The organism is Pseudomonas sp. W2Aug9, from assembly GCF_023127755.1.
GTDB lineage: Bacteria > Pseudomonadota > Gammaproteobacteria > Pseudomonadales > Pseudomonadaceae > Aquipseudomonas > Aquipseudomonas synxantha_A.
The window spans coordinates 1-20,750 of record NZ_SPKL01000037.1; the positions used below are offsets into that span (position 1 = coordinate 1).

The following is a 20,750-nucleotide window of genomic DNA, read 5'->3' on the forward strand; positions in this document are numbered from 1 at the left end:
TGACTACTCTAACGAGCATCAGATTGCGGTGTGTGAAGACGCAATGAACCGAAAGTTCGACGCTCACAAAACACCGAAAACTGTCACATACCCAATTTGCTGAAGCGAGGCCAACTGGTCACGACTCAGTACCCGAATTTCTTGACGACCATAGAGCATTGGAACCACCTGATCCCATCCCGAACTCAGCAGTGAAACGATGCATCGCCGATGGTAGTGTGGGGTTTCCCCATGTGAGAGTAGGTCATCGTCAAGATTAAATTCCGAAACCCCTGTTTGCTAACGCAAACAGGGGTTTTGTTTTGGGCGGTCGAAAAGTGTCCACTCTATCCGCGCACGCCTGTCAGGCTGTGTCCGCCCCATGCACCACAGTGCTAAAGTCCACCCCTCGATTTTGCTTTTCCCAAGGAAGCCGTTATGCCGGACGCGACGTCCCTCAGCCCTGGATTCATGGTGGTTCACGGCAACCGCCTGGACGAACTGCGCAGCCTGGTGGTCAGCTGGATGCGCCGTTATCCACTGGCGCCTTTGGAAAACGAAATCGCGTTGGTACAAAGCAACGGCATCGCCCAATGGCTCAAGCTGGCCTTGGCTGAAGATCCGCAAGAAGATGATATGGGCGGCTGCGGCATTGCCGCAGCAATCGACGTGCAACTGCCTGGCAGCTTTATGTGGCAGCTCTACCGCATGGTCCTGGGCCGTGATGAAATTCCACCCAAGTCCCTGCTCGATAAAGCCCCGCTGACCTGGCGTCTTATGCGCCTGTTACCCGAACTGATTGGCCAGCCGCATTTTGAGCCCCTACAGCGCTTCCTGACTCAAGACACCGACCTGCGTAAACGCTACCAACTTGCCGAGCGCCTGGCCGATTTGTTCGACCAATACCAGGTCTACCGCGCTGATTGGCTGGAAGACTGGGCCGCAGGTCGGCACCAACTGCGCAATGGTCGAGGCGAATCCAAGCCCCTCAACCCTGCCAACTGCTGGCAAGCCGAGTTATGGCGTGCGCTGCTGCTGGATGTAGGAGAGGAGGGCATGGCTGAAAGCCGAGCAGGCGTTCACCAGCGCTTCATCGAGCGCATCAACAGCCTTGAGCAAGCGCCGCCCGGCTTGCCTTCCCGGGTGATTGTATTCGGCATTTCATCACTGCCGGCCCAAGCACTGGAAGCCCTCGCTGGCCTGGCCCGTTTCAGCCAGGTCCTGCTCTGTGTACATAACCCTTGCCGCCATCATTGGTCCGACATCGTCGCCGACAAGGATTTACTGCGTAATGAATACAAGCGCCAGGCGCGCAAAGCCGGTATGCCGGTCACTATCGATCCCCAAACCTTGCACCAGCACGCCCATCCGCTACTGGCGGCCTGGGGCAAGCAGGGCCGTGATTACATCAGTTTGTTGGACAGCTACGATGACCCCAACAGCTACCGCGCCGCATTTCGCGATGGGCGCATCGATCTGTTCAGCGACAGCGAACCCACCACGCTGCTCAACCAGCTGCAGGACGATATCCTCGAACTGCGCCCGCTGAATGAAACCCGCGAACTGTGGCCCGCTGTTGATCTGGAGCATGATACGTCCATCCGGTTCCACATCGCCCACAGCGCCCAGCGCGAAGTGGAAATCCTCCACGACCAATTGCTCCAACGCTTCAGCGCCGATCCAACGTTGCGCCCTCGGGACATCATCGTCATGGTTCCCGACGTCGACAGCTACGCGCCGCACATCCGCGCGGTCTTCGGCCAGCTTGAGCGAAATGACCCACGCTTCATCCCCTATACCCTGACAGACCAAGGCCAACGCGGCCGCGATCCTCTACTGATCGCCGTCGAACATCTGCTCAAGCTTCCCGACAGTCGTTTCCCCGTCAGTGAAATCCTCGACCTGCTCGACGTTCCCGCCCTGCGTGAGCGTTTTGCTATCAAAGAGCGCGACCTGCCCACCCTGCATCGCTGGATCGAAGGCGCCGGTATCCGCTGGGGGCTGAACGCCGAACAACGTGTCGGTTTGGGTCTACCCACAGATCTGGAACAAAACAGCTGGCGATTCGGCCTGCGCCGTATGTTGCTGGGCTATGCAGTCGGCACTGGCATGGCCTGTGAAGGTATTGAGCCCTACGACGAAATCGGCGGCCTCGATGCGGCATTGATCGGCCCGCTGGTCGCCCTGCTCGATGCCTTGAATGATGCCCATCAGGCGTTATCACAACCGGCTGCTCCCAGGGTGTGGGGCGAGCGATTGCAACGCTTGATGCAGCTGTTCTTCCTGCCCAGCAGCGAGCACGATGACTACCTCTTGGGCCAGCTTGAGCAACTGAGAGAGACCTGGCTGGAAACCTGCGAATCCGTTGGCTTACAGGACGAGTTACCCCTTACGGTCGTCCGTGAGGCATGGCTGGCCGGATTAGATCAGGGTCGCTTGTCCCAGCGCTTTCTCGCCGGAGCTGTCAATTTTTGTACCCTGATGCCCATGCGTGCGATCCCGTTCAAGCTGGTCTGCCTGCTCGGCATGAACGACGGCGACTACCCACGAGCACAACCGCCGCTGGACTTCGACCTGATGGGCAGCGACTACCGTCCCGGTGACCGTTCGCGCCGCGAAGACGACCGCTACTTACTGCTCGAAGCGCTGCTCTCGGCCCGCGACCAGCTCTATATCAGTTGGGTTGGCCGCAGCATCCGCGATAACAGCGATCGCCCTGCCTCGGTATTGATCGGCCAGTTGCGCGACCACCTCGCCAGCGGCTGGCAGCACGCCGGCAGCGATAAGCCGCTGATCGACGCAATGACCCAGGAACACCCGCTCCAACCCTTCAGCGCCCGCTACTTCCATGAAGGCGATCCACTGTTCAGCTACGCCCGCGAATGGCAATTGCTGCATGAAGCGCGGGATGTCATGCCCCCAGCGAATGTATTGCTGCAGCATCAACAGGAAGAACCCCTGAGCCTCGGTCAGTTGCAGGACTTCTTGCGCAACCCAGTCAAACATTTCTTCAGCCAGCGTCTGAAAGTATTCTTCGAAGCCGCAGAAGTGCCTCTGGCTGACGAAGAACCCTTCGTCCTCGACGCACTGCAGCGCTATAGCCTCAGCGACAGTCTGCTAAATGCTGCACTGACCCACCCCGATCACCTCGACCAGGCCCTCAACGCCCAAGCCCTGCGTTTGCAGGGCAGTGGCCTGTTGCCGATGGTCGGTTTCGGTGAGTGCCTGCGTAAGGAGTTGATCGAGCCGTTGCCTGACCTGGTGCAGCGCTATCAACAGCTTCTGGCGCTGTGGCCGACCCCACATACCGGCGCTGAACCTATCAGTTTTGAGTATCGAGGCATTCAGTTGGAAGGCTGGATCAGCGGCTTGCATCGCCGCAGTGATGGCGGCCTGTTAAGCGTTACCACCATCCCCAATAGCATTGGCTCGATCAAGACACGCAAGTGGCATCGCTTGATCCGCCCTTGGGTCAACCATGTGGTGGCCTGCGCCTGTGGCCTGCCATTGAGTACCGGCCTGGTAGCAAGTGACGACACCTTGCTGCTCGAGCCGTTGGATAAACCTACTGCCCAGGAAATCCTCGGCAACCTGCTGCTGGCTTGGCAAACCGGTATGAGCACACCGCTGCCCGTTGCAGTAAAAACCGCTTTCGCCTGGCTCGGCCAAACTGATCCCGCCAAGGCCCAAGCCGCGGCCAGCAAAGCTTACGAAGGCGATGGCATCACCACTGACGGCGAACGCCGCGAAACGCCTGCTCTCACGCGGCAATTTCCCGACTACGCGGCGTTGGTCGCCAGTGAGGAATTCGAAGGCTGGTGCGAAACCCTGTATCGCCCGCTCATCAACGCACCATGGCGATCGCTTTCCAGCGCGGAGGCCAGCGCATGATCGGCAAACCCTTGGCCCTGGCATTCCCGCTTAAAGGCAGCCAGTTGATTGAAGCCAGTGCCGGCACTGGCAAGACCTTCACCATCTCCGCGTTATACCTGCGCCTGGTGCTCGGCCATGGTGGTGATGAGTCAGGCTTCGGCCGCGAACTGCTGCCGCCGCAAATTCTCGTCGTCACGTTCACCGATGCGGCCACCAAGGAGCTGCGTGAACGCATCCGCATCCGCCTGGCCGAAGCTGCGCGCTTCTTTCGCGACGAAATCGAACAGCCCGATGCGTTGATCGCCGACCTGCGCGAGCAATACGCTCCGCAGCAATGGCCGGCCTGCGCCAACCGCCTGGACATCGCCGCGCAATGGATGGATGAAGCCGCCGTCTCGACTATCCACAGCTGGTGCCAGCGCATGCTGCGTGAACATGCGTTCGACAGTGGCAGCCTGTTCACCCAGACCCTGGAAACTGACCATAGCGACCTGCTGGGCGAAGTGCTGCGCGATTACTGGCGATTGTTCTGCTACCCGATGCACGACGATGCGCTCAACTGGGTGCGCAACAATTGGGGCGGCCCCGCGGCGCTGATGCCAAGGGTGCGTGCGCTGTTCGGCAGCGAGCGGCCCACCGACGAAAGTCGCGAGCCGGCCGAACTGATCAACGCTTGTTTGCAAGAGCGTCGCGCCGCGCTGACGACCCTCAAGGCACCCTGGCAACAATGGGCGGCCGAGCTGCGCGATATCTGCCTGCAAGCCGTCGCCGCCAAAACGGTCGATGGGCGCAAGATGCAAGCGCGCTACTTCGAACCCTGGTTCGAAAAGATCAGCGCCTGGGCCGCCGATGAAACCCTGGAGCAATTGGACATCGGTACCGGCTTCACGCGCCTGACGCCCGAGGGCATGGCCGAAGCCTGGAAGGGCGAACCGCCGCAGCACCCGGGGATCGAGGCGATGGCCGGCCTCAAAGCCAGCCTCGATGCATTGCCAACGCCCGACGCCGCGGTATTGCAACATGCGGCTGGCTGGGTGGGTAAACGCTTCGAAGAAGAGAAGCGTCGCCGCGCTGAAATGGGCTTCGACGACATGCTGATCCGCCTCAACGCGGCCCTTCAGGCAGACGGTGGCGAGCGCCTGGCCAGTGTGATCCGTGAGCAATTCCCGGTGGCGCTGATTGATGAATTTCAAGACACCGACCCGGTGCAATACAGCATCTTCGACAGCATCTACCGCATCGACGAAAACCACCTGGACAGTGGCCTGTTCTTGATCGGCGACCCCAAGCAGGCGATCTACGCCTTTCGCGGTGCCGACATCTACACCTACCTGCGCGCCCGGCAGTCCACCACCGGCCGCCATCACACCCTGGGCACCAACTTCCGCTCCAGCCATGCGATGGTCGAAGCGGTGAACCACGTGTTCCAGCGTGCGGAAACCGGCCGTGGTGCGTTCCTGTTCCGCGAGCCCAACGGCGAGAACCCGGTGCCGTTTCACCCGGTGCTGTCCCAGGGCCGCAGCGAGCACCTGCAGGTTGACGGCCAACCGTTGCCGGCCATGAACCTGTGGCACCTGCCTACCGACCAGCCGATTTCCACCGCGGTTTACCGTCAGCACTTGGCTGCGGCCTGCGCCACACAGATCGTCGCGTTGCTCAATGGTGGGCAGCAAGGCACAGCAGGTTTTGTAAAAGAGGGCAGCCTCAAGGGCGTATTGCCGTCAGACATCGCCATCCTCGTACGCGACGGCAAGGAAGCCCAGGCCGTGCGCGCTGAGTTGGCCAGCCGTGGCGTGCGCAGTGTGTACCTGTCGGATAAGGACTCGGTTTTCGCCGCCCAGGAAGCTCACGACCTGCTGGCCTGGCTCAAGGCCTGCGCCGAGCCGGATGTCGAGCGCCCGCTGCGCGCCGCCCTGGCCTGCGTCACCTTGAACCTGTCCCTGGCGGAACTGGAGCGTCTGAACCAGGACGAATTGGCGTGGGAATCGCGCGTGATGCAGTTCCGTGGCTACCGCGCAATCTGGCGCACCCAAGGCGTGCTGCCGATGCTGCGTCGCCTGCTCCACGACTTCAAGCTGCCTCAAACCCTTATCGCCCGCAGTGATGGCGAGCGCGTGCTGACCAACCTGTTGCACCTCAGTGAGTTGCTGCAACAAGCCGCGTCGGAACTCGATGGTGAACAGGCGTTGATCCGCCACTTGGCCGAACACCTGGCACTGTCGGGCCAGGCCGGTGAAGAACAGATCCTGCGTCTGGAAAGCGATGAGCAACTGGTCAAGGTGGTGACCATCCACAAATCCAAGGGCCTGGAATACGACCTGGTGTTCTTGCCCTTCATCTGCTCGGCCAAACCGATGGATGGCAGTCGCTTGCCGCTGCATTACCACGATGAACACGGCAAGTCCCAAGTGAGCCTGCGGCCAACGGCCGAGCTGATCGCCCAAGCCGATGACGAGCGCCTGGCCGAAGACCTGCGTTTGTTCTACGTGGCCTTGACCCGCGCCAAACACGCGTGCTGGCTGGGCATTGCCGACCTCAAGCGCGGCAATAACAGCAGCTCGGTCTTGCACCTGTCGGCATTGGGGTATTTGCTGGGGGGCGGGACGTCGTTGGGCGAGTCCACCGGCCTGGCGCGCTGGTTGCTGGATTTACAGGAAGGTTGCCCGGCCATCCGTTATGGCCTTGTGCCGGATATCCAGGACATCCTGTTCCACCCGCCGCGCAATGAAGCGACGTTGCTTGCGCCGTTGCTGCCCAAACGCAAGGCTGCGGAAAACTGGTGGATTGCCTCCTACAGTGCTTTGCGCATTGGCGACAGCATGAGCGCCGCCAGCCTCGAAGCGCCGGAAAGCCCGCAGGCCCAGAAGCTGTTCGATGACGAACGCCTCGACCCCGATGCACCACGGGAAGTGGTGGCGTCCGGCGGTGATATTCACCGTTTCCCACGCGGGCCTAATCCAGGCACCTTCCTCCACGGCTTGTTGGAGTGGGCCGGTGAAGAGGCTTTCAACGTGACGCCCGAGGCCATTGAAAAGGCCGTGGGCGCACGCTGTAACCGCCGCAATTGGGAAGGCTGGATCGTCACCCTCAGCGGCTGGCTGGGGCATCTGTTGCAAACGCCGTTGCCGCTGTACAACGACCACGTGACCCTCAGCGGTCTTGAGCAGTACCAGATTGAAATGGAGTTCTGGTTCGCCAGTCACACAGTCGATGTGCTCGCCCTCGACAAGCTGGTGTGCCGGCACACCCACGGCGGCGTTTCCCGTGTGGCCGCGGAGCCGGTGCTGCTCAACGGCATGTTCAAGGGATTTATCGACCTGACGTTCGAACACGAGGGGCGCTACTACGTGGCGGACTACAAATCCAACTGGCTCGGCCCCGACGATTCGGCCTACACCCAGCAAGCCATGGAGCGGTCGATCCTTGAGCATCGGTACGACCTGCAATACGTACTTTACCTGCTGGCCCTGCATCGCCAGCTCAAGGCACGCCTGCCCGATTATGACTACGACCAGCACGTCGGCGGCGCCTTGTACCTGTTCCTGCGTGGCACCCAGTCGGTGAGCCAGGGGGCGTATTTCACCCGGCCGCCCCGTGAGCTGATCGAAAGCCTGGACCTGTTGTTCCAGGGCAAGCCAATTGCGCCCAAGGTCGAGCCCGTCTGGGAACAAGGAGTGTTGCTATGAGCCTGTCGCCGTTACCGCTGGAGGAGCTGGCACCGCTGAGTCACGCCACTGACCTGGTGCAGTTGCTTGAGCGTTGGGTCGAGCGTGGCTGGTTGCGGGCCCTGGACAAAGCCTTCGTCGGCTTCCTGCACGAGCTTGATGCCCAGGCCGATCCCTTGGTGCTGCTGGCGGCCGCGTTGACCAGCCATCAACTGGGCCATGGCCACGTCTGCCTGGACCTGTTCGAAACCCTCAAGGCGCCGGACTTTGCCTTGTCTTTGCCACCGGAGGGCGACCCGCACACGGGCGCCATGCTGTTGCCGTCGCAGTTGCTGCACGGCCTGGACGGTGCCCATTGGTGCCATGCCCTGGCGGGCAGCCCACTGGTCGCGCTGGCGGTCGATGGCAGCGACGTGGCCCAGAGCCGGCCATTGGTGTTGTCCGGCAAACGCCTGTACCTGCGCCGCTACTGGACCTACGAGCGACGTATCGATCGCGCCCTGCGCCTGCGCCTCGCGAGCGTGGAGCCCGCAGCTGCCGATTTGCCACAACGCCTCAACCGCCTGTTCGACCAACCGGCGCCGGATGGGGTGATTGATTGGCAAAAACTTGCCTGTGCGCTGGCTACCCGCGGCGCATTCAGTATCGTCACCGGCGGCCCCGGCACCGGCAAGACCACCACCGTAGTGCGCCTGCTTGCATTGCTGCAGGCGCCCGCCGTGGAGTCCGGCAGCCCGTTGCGCATTCGCCTGGCCGCGCCCACCGGTAAAGCCGCTGCGCGCCTGACCGAATCCATCAGCCAGCAAGTGCTGTCGCTGACAGTGCCCGACAGCGTGCGGGAAAAAATCCCGACGCAGGTCACCACGGTTCACCGCCTGCTGGGCAGTCGTCCCGGTACTCGCCACTTCCGGCATCACCTCGGTAATCCATTGCCGTTGGACGTGCTGGTGGTGGATGAAGCCTCGATGATCGACCTGGAAATGATGGCCAACCTGCTCGACGCCTTGCCACCCCATGCGCGTCTGGTATTGCTGGGCGACAAGGACCAGTTGGCGTCGGTGGAAGCGGGTGCGGTACTCGGTGATTTGTGCCGCGATGCCGAAGACGGCTGGTACAGCCCGCACACTCGGCAATGGCTGCAAGCCGTCAGCGGCGAAGACCTCAGTGCCAGCGGCTTGCAAGAAGACCTCGACGGTAGCCATCCCCTGGCCCAGCAGGTGGTGATGCTGCGCTATTCACGTCGTTTCGGCGAAGGCAGCGGCATCGGCCAGCTGGCGCGCTGGGTCAACCAGCAAAATGCCGAACAGGCACGTCAGCTGTTGGCCGCAGGTCGTCATGACGACCTGTTTTGCGTCAGCCTCAAGGGCGAGCATGACTCTGCCCTTGAGCGCCTGGTGCTGGACGGCCAGGGCGACGGTGCCCAAGGCTATCGCTACTACCTGAATCTGCTGCAATCGGCACGTCCACCCTTGGATACGCCACGTGATGACCCGGCCTGGACGCATTGGGCGCAACAGTTGCTGCAAGCCTTCGATGCGTTCCAACTGCTCTGCGCCGTGCGCAAAGGCCCTTGGGGCGTTGAAGGGTTGAATCAGCGCATCACCGCGGCCCTGCGCAAAGTACGCCTGATCGAAGGCGACGAGCAGTGGTACGAAGGTCGTCCGGTACTGATGACCCGTAACGATTACGGCCTGGGCCTGATGAACGGCGACATCGGTATCGCGTTGAAATTGCCCGAAAACGAGGGCGGCTCCCACGTGCTGCGGGTGGCCTTCCCACGTAACGATGGCCAGGGCGGCGTACGTTTTGTGCTGCCCAGCCGCTTGAATGATGTTGAAACCGTGTATGCGATGACCGTGCACAAATCCCAGGGCTCGGAGTTCACCCATACGGCGCTGATCCTTCCGGACGCTTTGAACCCGGTGTTGACCAAGGAGTTGATCTATACCGGTATTACCCGCGCCAAGCGCTGGTTCAGCTTGATCGAGCCCCGCGGTGGGGTGTTTGAGGAGGCGGTACGGCGCAAGGTCAAGCGTTTGAGCGGGTTGATGCTGGAGTTGGACGCCGTGCCTGAAAAACTGACTGATAGGTCATGAAATATTTCTGATTCAGATGTCTGATTTTTCTGAAAAAATAGTAGGCCTCGTGTCAGCCGTGCGGCATGGGGTTTCCCGCCGCTGTGCTATCGTTGCGGCATCACCCTGGAAAATACCTGAGAGAAGTGCTGCATGAACGTGGCTGTCTCGCCCACAGAGCGCAGTTTGAGCTGGAGACGGATGTTGCTGGTGGCGGTTCTGTGCCTGCTCGCACCGCGCGTCTGGGCGCAGACGCCGAGCCTCGCCGAGCAGCGCGCCCAGGCGGTCACCCAGGTCGTCCTGGGCATTCTCAGTTATGCGCGATGGCCGGTGGAGCCTGCGCAATTGCGGCTGTGTGTTGTGGGGCCGACTCAGTACACCGATGACCTGGTCAAAGGCACCACCCAGGCCACCGGTCGTCCAGTGCTGGTACGGCGCCTGCTGGTCGATCATCCGGATATCGTCAATGCCTGCGATGCCGTCTACATCGGCAAAATCACCCCCGACGAACGCAACCGCCTGTTTACCTCATTGATTGGCCACCCTGTACTCAGCATTAGCGAAGGGGGCGACCAGTGCACGGTGGGCAGCCTGTTCTGCCTGCGCGTCAGCGATGAGCAGGTGTCGTTCGAGGTCAACCTGGATTCCGTCGCCCGCAGCGGCGTGCGTATCCATCCCAGTGTGTTGCAGTTGTCTCGCCGTCGAGCGCCTGGCTCATGAGCCGCGATAAAGTGCGGCCGACCCTGCGCTCGGTGATTGCCCGCGGGCATATGATTCTGGCGCTGGTGGCGGTCACCCTGGCCAGTGTGTCCCTGACCCTGCTCGGCGTACTTGCCCTGCGGGTTTACGCCGAGCACAACCTGCACCTGATCGCCCGCTCCATCAACTACACCGTGGAAGCGGCTGTAGTGTTCAACGACAGCGCGGCGGCCACCGAAGCCCTGAGCCTGATCGCCTCCACCGAAGAAGTGGCCCAGGCAGAAGTATTCGATATCAACGGCAAGCTGCTGGCGCGCTGGGTTCGCCCGGAAACCGGCATGTTGTCACGGGTCGAGTTGCAAATAGCGCACGCCCTGCTCGAACAGCCCATCAGCCAGCCGATTCTGCGCCAAGGGCAAACCGTCGGCAGCATCCATCTGGTCGGCCACGGTGGCAGCCTGTTGCGCTTCTTGCTCAGCGGCCTGATCGGGATTCTGATCTGCACCGCCCTCAGCGCCTGGGTGGCCTTGCACTTGTCGCGGCGTCTGTTAAATGGCATCACCGTGCCACTGCAACGCCTGGCCGCCGTCGCTCACGCCGCGCGCAGCGAGCGAGACTTTGACCGCCGCGTACCCTCGGCGCAGATCGCCGAACTCGACAGCCTGGGCAGCGACTTCAACGCCCTGCTCGGCGAGATGGAGGCCTGGCAGAGCCACCTGCAAAGCGAAAACGAAACCCTGGCCCACCAGGCCAGCCATGACAGCCTCACTGGCCTGCCCAACCGCGCGTTCTTCGAAGGCCGGCTTATTCGCGCCTTGCGTAGTGCCGCCAAGGTCAACGAGCGGGTGGCGGTGCTGTTTCTCGACAGCGACCGCTTCAAAGACATCAACGACAGCTTCGGTCACGCTGCTGGCGATGCCGTGTTGGTGGCTGTTGCCGATCGCGTGCGTGCGCAACTGCGCGAGGATGACCTGGTGGCACGCCTGGGCGGCGATGAATTTGCGGTATTGCTGGCGCCGCTGCACAAGGCCGAAGACGCCCATCGCATCGCCGATAAAATCATTGCCAGCATGGACGTGCCGATTTCGCTGCCAGGGGGTACTCAGGTGTTGACCTCCCTCAGTATCGGCATTGCCATTTATCCCGATCATGGCGCCACTCCCGGCACCTTGCTCAACGCCGCCGATGCGGCGATGTACCAGGCCAAACGCCTGTCTTCAGGCGGCCAGCAAACGGCGGAGTCGGAGCATCCCGTCGTCAACGTTCAACACAGGAGTTGATTCCCTTGTTCGCTAACACACGCGTTTTATTTATTTCCTTACTCGTTGCCTTCCTGGCCCTCAGCGGCTGCCAGACGCCCCCGCCCAAGGGGCTCACCCCGGCGCAAGTCGCCGTACTCAAGCAGCAAGGCTTCGAGCTGACCGACGAGGGCTGGGCCTTCGGCCTGTCCGGCAAGGTCCTGTTTGGCAGCGACATCGAAACCCTCAACAAACCCAGCACCGACATCGTCGAACGCATCGGCCAGGCCCTGGTAGGCGCGGGCATCGAGCGCGTACGTGTCGACGGCCACACCGACGCCTCCGGCAAAGAACCCTACAACGTGGCGCTGTCCCTGCGCCGCGCCAAGAGCGTGGGCAAGGTGCTGACCCGCGTGGGTATGAAAGAAGAAAACATCCAACTGCGCGGTTTGGGCAGCAGCGAGCCGGTGGCGCCGAATACGACCACAGCAGGCCGCACCGAGAATCGCCGGGTGTCGATTGTTGTGATCGCAGACTAAGCGGGTTCACCTTCCCCCAGCTGAAATGCATTCAATATGTGGGAGCTGGCTTGCCTGCGATGGCGGTTGATCGGTAGATATAGCTTTTGCTGATACACCGCTATCGCAGGCAAGCCAGCTCCCACATTCAGCCTGCAAACCGCATCTCCCGCGTCTGCCCCATCAACAACCCTTGATTCTGCTCAGTCACCTCCCTGATGTAATCCCACAACAACGTAATCCGTTTCAACTTCCTCAAATCCTCCCGGCAATACATCCAGAACTGCCGCGTAATCGCAATCTGCTCTCCCAGCACCGGCAACAAGCACGGATCCTGCGCCGCCAGAAAACACGGCAATATCGCCATCGACCGGCCCTGCTGCGCCGCCACGTACTGCGCGATCACGCTGGTACTGCGCAGGCTGGCGCTGGCGCCGGGCACCACGTTGGCCAGGTACAGCAGCTCCGAGCTGAAGGCCAGGTCATCCACGTAGCTGATAAACGGATGCTCGGCCAAATCCGCAGGTTTGCGGATTGGCGGGTGTTGGTCGAGGTAGTCCTGGGTGGCGTACAGCTGCAGTTTGTAGTCGCACAGTTTACAGCACACATACGGCCCGTGTTCCGGGCGCTCCAGGGCGATGACGATGTCGGCTTCGCGCTTGGACAGGCTGATGAAGTGGGGCAGGGGCAGGATGTCTACCGAGATCGCGGGATAAGTGTCGACGAAATGGCTCAACTGCGGGGTGACGAAGAAGCTACCGAACCCTTCGGTGCAGCCCATGCGCACATGGCCGGACAGCGCCACGCCGGAGCCGGAGACTTGTTCGCAGGCCATGTGCAGGGTGCTTTCGATGGACTCCGCGTAGCCGAGCAAACGCTGGCCCTCGGTGGTGAGCACGAAGCCGTTGGTCCGGGATTTTTCGAACAGCAACGTACCGAGCGACACTTCCAGTGAACTGATGCGCCGCGACACGGTGGTGTAGTCCACCGCCAGGCGCTTGGCGGCCACGCTGGCCTTGCGGGTGCGCGCTACTTCGAGGAAAAACTTCAGGTCATCCCAGTTCAGGGCGCCCAGGGAGGTGATGTTTTTTTGCATATTGGACCGGCTTTTATGTGCGTTCTTATTAGAAGTTTGCACATCTATACTCCAAAAACAGTCCGAACGCCTCATTCTTCAAGGCGATTCAACGCCTTGGTTCTCTGCATAACTACAAGATTCTGGAGACCACATGAACGCATCTGCCGATATTTCCGTGCAACAGGTCAAGTTGCTGATCAACGGCGAGTGGGTCGAATCCAAGACCACCGAGTGGCAAGACATCGTCAACCCGGCCACCCAACAAGTGCTGGCCAAGGTCCCGTTTGCCACTGCCGATGAAGTCAACGCTGCCATCGACGCCGCCCATCGCGCCTTTCAGACCTGGAAGCTGACGCCGATCGGTGCGCGGATGCGCATCATGCTCAAGCTGCAAGCCCTGATCCGTGAACACTCCAAGCGTATCGCCGTGGTCCTCAGCGCCGAGCAGGGCAAGACCATTGCCGATGCCGAGGGCGATATTTTCCGTGGTCTGGAAGTGGTCGAACACGCCTGTTCCATCGGCACCCTGCAAATGGGCGAATTCGCCGAAAACGTGGCCGGTGGCGTGGACACCTACACCCTGCGCCAACCTATCGGCGTGTGCGCCGGCATCACTCCGTTCAACTTCCCGGCGATGATTCCGCTGTGGATGTTCCCGATGGCGATTGCCTGCGGTAACACCTTCGTCCTCAAGCCTTCCGAGCAAGACCCGTTGTCGACCATGCTGCTGGTGGAGCTGGCGCTGGAAGCCGGTGTGCCGGCCGGTGTGCTCAACGTGGTGCATGGCGGTAAGGACGTGGTGGATGCACTCTGTACTCATAAAGATATCAAGGCCGTGTCCTTCGTCGGTTCCACCGCCGTCGGCACCCATGTCTACGACCTGGCCGGCAAACACGGCAAGCGCGTGCAGTCGATGATGGGCGCCAAGAACCACGCCGTGGTGCTGCCGGATGCCAACCGTGAACACACCCTCAATGCCCTGGTCGGCGCCGGTTTCGGCGCGGCGGGCCAGCGTTGCATGGCCACCTCGGTGGTGGTGCTGGTGGGCGCGTCCAAGCAGTGGCTGCCGGATCTCAAGGCCCTGGCACAAAAGCTCAAGGTCAATGCTGGCAGCGAAGCTGGCACGGATGTCGGCCCGGTGATCTCCAAGCGCGCCAAGGCACGCATCCTTGAACTGATCGAAAGCGGCGTGAAAGAAGGCGCCAAGCTGGAGCTGGATGGCCGCGATATCAAGGTGCCGGGCTTCGAACAAGGTAACTTTGTCGGCCCGACTCTGTTCTCGGGCGTGACCACCGACATGCGCATCTACACCGAGGAAATCTTCGGCCCCGTGCTGGTAGTGCTGGAAGTCGACACCCTCGACCAAGCCATCGCCCTGGTTAACGCCAACCCGTTCGGCAATGGCACGGGCCTGTTCACCCAAAGTGGTGCGGCGGCGCGTAAATTCCAGAGCGAAATCGATGTGGGTCAGGTCGGCATCAACATTCCGATTCCGGTGCCAGTGCCGTTCTTCAGCTTCACCGGCTCGCGCGGTTCCAAGCTCGGCGACCTGGGCCCGTACGGCAAGCAAGTGGTGCAGTTCTACACCCAGACCAAAACCGTCACCAGCCGCTGGTTCGATGACGACACGGTCAACGATGGCGTCAACACCACCATCAACCTGCGCTGAACCTGGGAGACGACCATGAAGATTGCATTTATCGGCCTGGGCAACATGGGCGCGCCCATGGCCCGCAACCTGATCAAGGCTGGGCACGCGCTTAACCTGTTCGACCTGAACCAGGCGGTACTCAAGGAACTCGCCGAACTGGGCGGCACCATCGGCAGCTCACCGCGTGATGCGGCCCAGGGCGCAGAACTGGTGATTACCATGCTGCCGGCCGCTGCTCACGTGCGCAGCGTATGGCTCAATGACGACGGTGTGCTCGCGGGCATCGGCAAAGGTGTCCCAGCGGTGGATTGCAGCACCATCGATCCGCAAACCATCCGTGATGTAGCGGCTGTGGCAGCGAAACAAGGCGTGGCCGTGGCCGATGCGCCGGTCTCCGGTGGCACCGGCGGCGCCCAGGCCGGGACGCTGACCTTCATGGTCGGCGCCAACCCGGAGCTGTTCGCCACCCTGCAACCGGTGCTGGCGCAGATGGGCCGCAACATCGTGCACTGCGGCGATGTCGGCACCGGGCAAATCGCCAAGATCTGTAACAACCTGCTGCTGGGTATCAGCATGGTCGGCGTCAGTGAGGCCATGGCCCTGGGCGATGCGCTCGGCATTGATACGCAAGTGCTGGCCGGCATCATCAACAGCTCCACCGGGCGCTGCTGGAGTTCCGATACCTATAATCCCTGGCCGGGCGTGATCGAAACCGCGCCATCATCACGTGGCTATACCGGTGGCTTTGGTGCCGACCTGATGCTCAAGGATTTGGGCCTGGCCACAGAAGCCGCACGCCAGGCGCGTCAGCCGGTGATCCTCGGCGCAGTGGCCCAGCAGTTGTACCAGTCGATGAGCCAGCGCGGGGAGGGGGGTAAAGACTTCTCTGCCATCATCAATAGCTATCGCAAACCTCAATAAAGGCAAGTTCCGAGAGCCCCCCTTTGGGTGGGTTCTCGGAGGTTGGCTTGTCTATGCGTTCGCAGCATTTCAGGCGCCTTGTGCACCTGCCCCCTCGATATATCCCCTAATACCTGTCCCCATCGTGACTAACAACTTTTGCTGCCTCGCATTACGCGAGCTTCGCTGCTATATGCGGTTTTATTACTAATCAACTAACTGGTTCGCATGAGCCTGTTTGAGGTGTGTACCGCCTTGAAATAAATTATTACAACTTGAAAAGGTTTGATGGTTTTTCTCGGTTTTTGATCATTGATTCATCATGTGGGTCGCACATGTGGAGTGATTAATTATCATGGTGTGATGATGAAAAAATAATTGATGGGCGTCATATATGTGATGGGCATGACCGTTAATTAGGCGTGCTTAATACCTGTTTAGTTTTCCCTTTGATGTCGGCTATTGCCTCGCTAGTATCTGGCTGGCGGGCGTTTTCAGTTGGGTATGCCTCCACAGTTTTCTCCGCAGTGTTTTATTTTTTCCAGGTTGTGCAGGTGCCTTAAAAATGGCTAGCGAAAGGAAGCGGACAGCGAGTATTGCCGAGCGATCAGCTGCTTTGGCCCACACCGGTCAGGGACTCGACAAGGCCAGTCTCATGGCTCTCCATCTCTCCAGATTGCTTGAGTTGTGGGCTTGCGGGCGTACCCACTCATTGCCGGTGGCGGCGCCTTCCAGGCTTACCTGCCTGTCACATCAATTGCCGCCTGTGAGTCGCGAGTCCGAGCCCATCAACGCGCGACTGCGTGAAGAAACGGGCGTTGGGTGATCGCCACTTAGTCCGAACAGTTCACCAATAACGCAAAAACAAATTTAGCGCTCGACGGTAATCACTGTCGTGGGCATTCGCTCGCGCTGAGCTTTGTGTGTCCATAAATTGAAACGGGTGAGAGATGAAAAATATAACAATTGTCGATAAGGCGACGGGGACGGCGACGGAACATGCCTTGGGAACTACCAGCCTCAAAGGCACCAGCATTGTAAAGTTGCCCTTCGGGCCGGAAAGCGTTCAGTCGTTTCAACAGTCCGGGCAGAATCTGGTAGTCACGCTGAAGTCAGGTGAGACCGTTACGGTTCAGAACTTTTTTGTGGTGGGCGCCGACGGTGCGAAAAACCAACTGGTGCTGGAAGGTGCAGACGGCACTTTGTTGCTCGGCAACTATTCCACGCCTTATTCGGGCTTCACCTTCACTGAGATTTCGACCCTCGACGACCTGGGTGTGGCCGCCATCGCCGCAGACAGTTCCGTTCCGAACTGGGTGCTGTGGGGGCTGGGGCTCCTCGTCGTGGGCGGCGCCGCCGCAGCAATGGGTGGCGGCGGCGGAGGCGGTGGTAACGATTCGCCACCCGCCGCTCCAGGAGCCGCGAGCGGGCTGGCCGTCAACAATGCGGGCACGCTCCTCACCGGTAAAGGCCAGGGCGGTACGACGGTAACGGTCAAAGATGCCGCGGGCAATGTGCTCGGCACCAGCACCGTTGGCACAGACGGTAATTTCCAGGTCAGCCTGGGCACACCGCAAACCAATGGTGAAACGCTGCAAGTCACCCTCAAGGATGCCTTGGGCCAAGTCTCGCCGCCTGCAACTGTTGTCGCCGGTGATACCACGGCACCTGCCGCCGCTTCAGAGTTGGAGGTCAGCCCTGACGGTTTGACCGTCAGCGGTAAGGGCGAACCCAATGCCACGGTGACCATAAAGGATGCCGATGGCAATGTAATCGGCACCGGCACGGTGGGGGATGACGGCAGCTTCCAGGTCACCTTGAACACGCCGCAGACTAACGGCGAAACGCTGAGCGTCATTCTCAAAGACGCTGCCGGCAATGAATCCCCTGCCAGCCCTGTGGTGGCGGGTGATACCACCGCACCTTCCGCACCGACCGACCTGGCGTTGAGCCCCGACGGCGCAACGCTCAGCGGTAAAGGCGAACCCAATGCCACGGTGACCATAAAGGATACCGATGGCAATGTAATCGGCACCGGGGCAGTGGGAGATGACGGCACCTTCCAGGTTACCTTGAACACGCCTCAGGTTAACGGTGAAACGCTTGCCGTCACCTTGACGGACCCTGCGGGGAATGAGTCTGTCCCGACTAACGTGGTCGCCGTTGATATTGATGATACCGACGCGGACGCGGATGCCGACGCTGACGCTGACGCTGACGCCGACGCCGACGCCGATGCTGACGCCGATGCTGACGCTGACGCTGACGCTGACGCCGACGCCGACGCCGATGCTGACGCCGATGCTGACGCTGATGCTGATGCTGATGCCGATGCCGATGCCGATGCCGATGCCGATGCTGATGCCGATGCTGATGCCGATGCCGACGCTGATGCCGATGCCGACGCTGATGCGGATGCGGATGCGGATGCTGATGCCGACGCTGATGCTGATGCCGATGCCGATGCCGATGCTGATGCCGATGCCGATGCCGACGCTGATGCTGATGCTGATGCCGATGCCGACGCCGATGCCGACGCCGACGCCGACGCCGACGCGGATGCCGATGCGGATGCCGATGCGGATGCCGACGCCGATGCTGACGCTGACGCTGACGCTGACGCTGATGCCGATGCCGACGCCGATGCGGACGCTGACGCCGATGCCGATGCCGATGCCGATGCCGATGCTGATGCTGATGCGGACGCCGATGCCGATGCCGATGCTGATGCCGACGCTGATGCTGACGCCGATGCGGACGCCGACGCCGACGCGGATGCCGATGCGGATGCGGATGCCGATGCCGATGCTGACGCTGATGCCGACGCCGACGCCGACGCTGATGCCGATGCCGATGCCGATGCCGATGCCGATGCGGATGCCGACGCCGATGCTGATGCGGATGCTGATGCTGATGCGGATGCGGATGCGGATGCGGATGCGGATGCTGACGCCGATGCCGATGCCGATGCCGACCTAGAAGCCTTCGACGACCTCGCCACAAGCGAAGTGACCATCAAACCTGTTACATCCAACACCAACCTGGCGGATATGCGTGTCTTCACCCTGCTGGGTGTTGGCGGGATCATCCTGGGCGATCACACCAAGGCGCAGGAGTTCACGGTTGCCGAAGGTTCCAGCGGCACGCTGAATCTGCAGTTTGCCCAGGCGGATCTGGTTTCGCTGCTGGGAGGCGGTTTCACTGCGGTCCTGGAGGTGAGCGACGGCGCGGGTGGCTGGTTGCCGGTTCAACAGGGCAGTAACGGTTCGGGCTTGCTGGATCTGTTGGGCCTGTTCGGTCAAAGCACCACTGCCGAGATCGAAGGGCTGCAGGCCGGGCAATACCGCTTCACCCTCCAGCTGGACCCAAACCTGGTCAGCATCGGTGCGGGGGCGACGGCGGTATTGAGCGTCACCAACAACAGCCTGACTGATTTCACTGGCGAAGCCGGTCCCGAAGTCTCCGGCAACGTCATCACCGACCCGGGTGTGGGAGGCACTCCGGATGTGCCGGGCAACGGCGGGCCCGTCAAGGTGCAGGTCGAGGTCGGCGGTGAATTCGTCGATGCGGACGCCACTACCGGCACGGTGCTGCAAGGCCAATATGGTCAACTGACTATTTTTGCCAATGGTGACTACAAGTACACCCCGAACGGCGATGTCGCCAACATCGGCAAAGTGGATGCGTTCGAATACCACTTGGTCAATGGTGCGGGTGGTTCTGCCGCCGCCACCTTGTATGTGCGCATCGACAGCCCAAGTGTCGACGTGACCTGGAACGCAACAGACCCATCGGCTCCAGGCACGGTCAGCCCGGTAGCGAACGATGACCTGGGCTCGGCGCAGATAGCGATCGTCAACCTGGTGACAGAAGCCAACGCGCCGGCCTTGAGCTACAACCTGCCGGCGATCGGCACGGGCTCGGGTACGGGCGAAGTCATCGTCGTGGCTGCCGACTCTACGGCTGTATTGAAGGTCGATGTCAGCGCTTCCGGCTTGACCCTGTTGCCGTCCACCACCGTCAATCTGCAAAAACTGATTGCAGGCCAATGGGAAACGCAACAGACCACCACCCAGTCGTCGCATACGTTCACCGGGCTGGACGCCGGTTCGTATCGGGTCACCGCATCCACAGGCTCGGTGCTGTCATTGTCGACCATCACGGTGGCTCAGACCTTGACTACCACCTTCACCACGCAATTTGTGGCCGGTGAAATGACCAACGCCACCGGCGACTTGTTGGCTGGCAGCCTGGCCGGGCCGGATGTGCTCGGTTCGCCATTGACGGTGTTGAGCGTGCTGGTAGCCGGGGCCTATGTGGTGCCTGGGCAGACGGGGGCGCAAGTCGTCGGTGAGCACGGCACGTTGACCGTCTTTGCCGATGGCAAATACGTCTACACGCCGAATGCCGGCCTGACGTTGGATGAGATTGGCCAGGTGGATAAATTCACCTACAAACTCACCACGCCGACGGGTCAGGAGGAGACCGCAGACGTGTACATCCGCATCGACTCGCCAGACCGTGACCTGGTCTGGGACGACGCCAACCCGGGCGCGCCTGCCACTGAGGGTGTCGGCTTTGCCGCAGCCCTGGGGGCGGTGGATCAGGCCGCGGATGACGCCGCCAGCGTTGATGCTCAGCACCACGATGCGGTGGTGGTTGATGACACCGACTTCACCCACGTCGATGCGGGCGCGGGTGCAAACGGGTTGCTGTGGGAAGGGGGGGATGCTGCCATCAACCTCACCGACCTGATCGGCAAAGTCAGCGATGTGCAGAGTATCGACCTGAACGATATCAGCGCAGTGGACCTGACGTTGAGCCTGGAAGACCTGGTGTCCATCACCGGGCCTGAGTCGGATCGCTTGATGATTCAGGGCGACGATCAGGACAGCGTGCACCTGACCGGCGACTGGACTGGCGGTGTGACGCAAGTAGAGAACGGTCTGGAGTACGTGGTCTACACCAGTGCGGAAGATCAGGCCCATCAGCTTTGGGTACAAAGCGGCATCAACGTGGTGTAACGCCACTTCCCGATAACCGGGCCGCAATGCCCGGTTTTCCTTACCAACAA

10 protein-coding genes and 1 rRNA gene are annotated in these 20,750 nt (G+C 61.1%); 10 read left to right on the forward strand and 1 reads right to left on the reverse strand.

Annotation, left to right across the window (positions count from 1 at the left end; all coding sequences use genetic code 11):
* Positions 1 to 140 precede the first annotated feature (140 nt).
* The 7 genes from rrf to E3O56_RS24625 all read left to right on the forward strand — a co-directional run bounded on the left by rrf (position 141) and on the right by E3O56_RS24625 (position 12,068).
* Positions 141 to 256 (forward strand): 5S ribosomal RNA (gene rrf, locus E3O56_RS24595).
* Between the two features lie 161 nt (positions 257 to 417).
* Positions 418 to 3,870, forward strand: a complete 3,453-nt coding sequence (gene recC / locus E3O56_RS24600; protein ID WP_248129120.1) for an exodeoxyribonuclease V subunit gamma — start codon at positions 418 to 420, stop codon at positions 3,868 to 3,870.
* Positions 3,867 to 7,538 (forward strand): exodeoxyribonuclease V subunit beta, encoded by a 3,672-nt coding sequence (gene recB / locus E3O56_RS24605; RefSeq protein ID WP_248129121.1) that lies wholly within the window; start codon positions 3,867 to 3,869, stop codon positions 7,536 to 7,538. The genes recC and recB overlap by 4 nt, the downstream gene beginning before the upstream one ends.
* Positions 7,535 to 9,613 carry an exodeoxyribonuclease V subunit alpha gene (gene recD / locus E3O56_RS24610; RefSeq protein ID WP_248129122.1) on the forward strand — a complete coding sequence of 693 codons (2,079 nt, stop codon included), beginning with the start codon at positions 7,535 to 7,537 and terminating at the stop codon, positions 9,611 to 9,613. The genes recB and recD overlap by 4 nt, the downstream gene beginning before the upstream one ends.
* A gap of 132 nt (positions 9,614 to 9,745) precedes the next feature.
* Positions 9,746 to 10,312: a YfiR family protein gene (locus E3O56_RS24615; protein ID WP_032879475.1), complete on the forward strand. Its 567-nt coding sequence runs from the start codon at positions 9,746 to 9,748 to the stop codon at positions 10,310 to 10,312.
* Positions 10,309 to 11,571: a diguanylate cyclase gene (locus E3O56_RS24620; RefSeq protein WP_032879477.1), complete on the forward strand. Its 1,263-nt coding sequence runs from the start codon at positions 10,309 to 10,311 to the stop codon at positions 11,569 to 11,571. Before E3O56_RS24615 ends, E3O56_RS24620 begins: the two co-directional genes overlap by 4 nt.
* Before the next feature lie 5 nt (positions 11,572 to 11,576).
* Complete coding sequence (locus E3O56_RS24625) at positions 11,577 to 12,068, forward strand: OmpA family protein (protein WP_032879478.1); 492 nt, start codon at positions 11,577 to 11,579, stop codon at positions 12,066 to 12,068.
* 127 nt (positions 12,069 to 12,195) lie between these two features.
* Here the strand turns inward: E3O56_RS24625 and E3O56_RS24630 are convergent, their stop codons facing one another.
* The gene (locus E3O56_RS24630; protein WP_248129123.1) at positions 12,196 to 13,143 is read right to left on the reverse strand and encodes a LysR family transcriptional regulator; all 948 of its coding nucleotides are present in this window, start codon (positions 13,141 to 13,143) and stop codon (positions 12,196 to 12,198) included.
* A 133-nt stretch (positions 13,144 to 13,276) separates the two neighbouring features.
* Between E3O56_RS24630 and E3O56_RS24635 the strand changes: the two genes are divergently transcribed.
* The 3 genes from E3O56_RS24635 (at position 13,277) to E3O56_RS24645 (ending at position 20,700) form a co-directional block, all read left to right on the forward strand.
* Entirely contained in the window at positions 13,277 to 14,794 is a 1,518-nt protein-coding gene (locus E3O56_RS24635) for a CoA-acylating methylmalonate-semialdehyde dehydrogenase (RefSeq protein ID WP_032879481.1), read from the forward strand.
* 15 nt (positions 14,795 to 14,809) lie between these two features.
* Positions 14,810 to 15,697, forward strand: a complete 888-nt coding sequence (gene mmsB / locus E3O56_RS24640) for a 3-hydroxyisobutyrate dehydrogenase (protein ID WP_248129124.1) — start codon at positions 14,810 to 14,812, stop codon at positions 15,695 to 15,697.
* 929 nt (positions 15,698 to 16,626) lie between these two features.
* Positions 16,627 to 20,700 carry a BapA/Bap/LapF family large adhesin gene (locus tag E3O56_RS24645; protein ID WP_248129125.1) on the forward strand — a complete coding sequence of 1,358 codons (4,074 nt, stop codon included), beginning with the start codon at positions 16,627 to 16,629 and terminating at the stop codon, positions 20,698 to 20,700.
* Positions 20,701 to 20,750 lie beyond the last annotated feature (50 nt).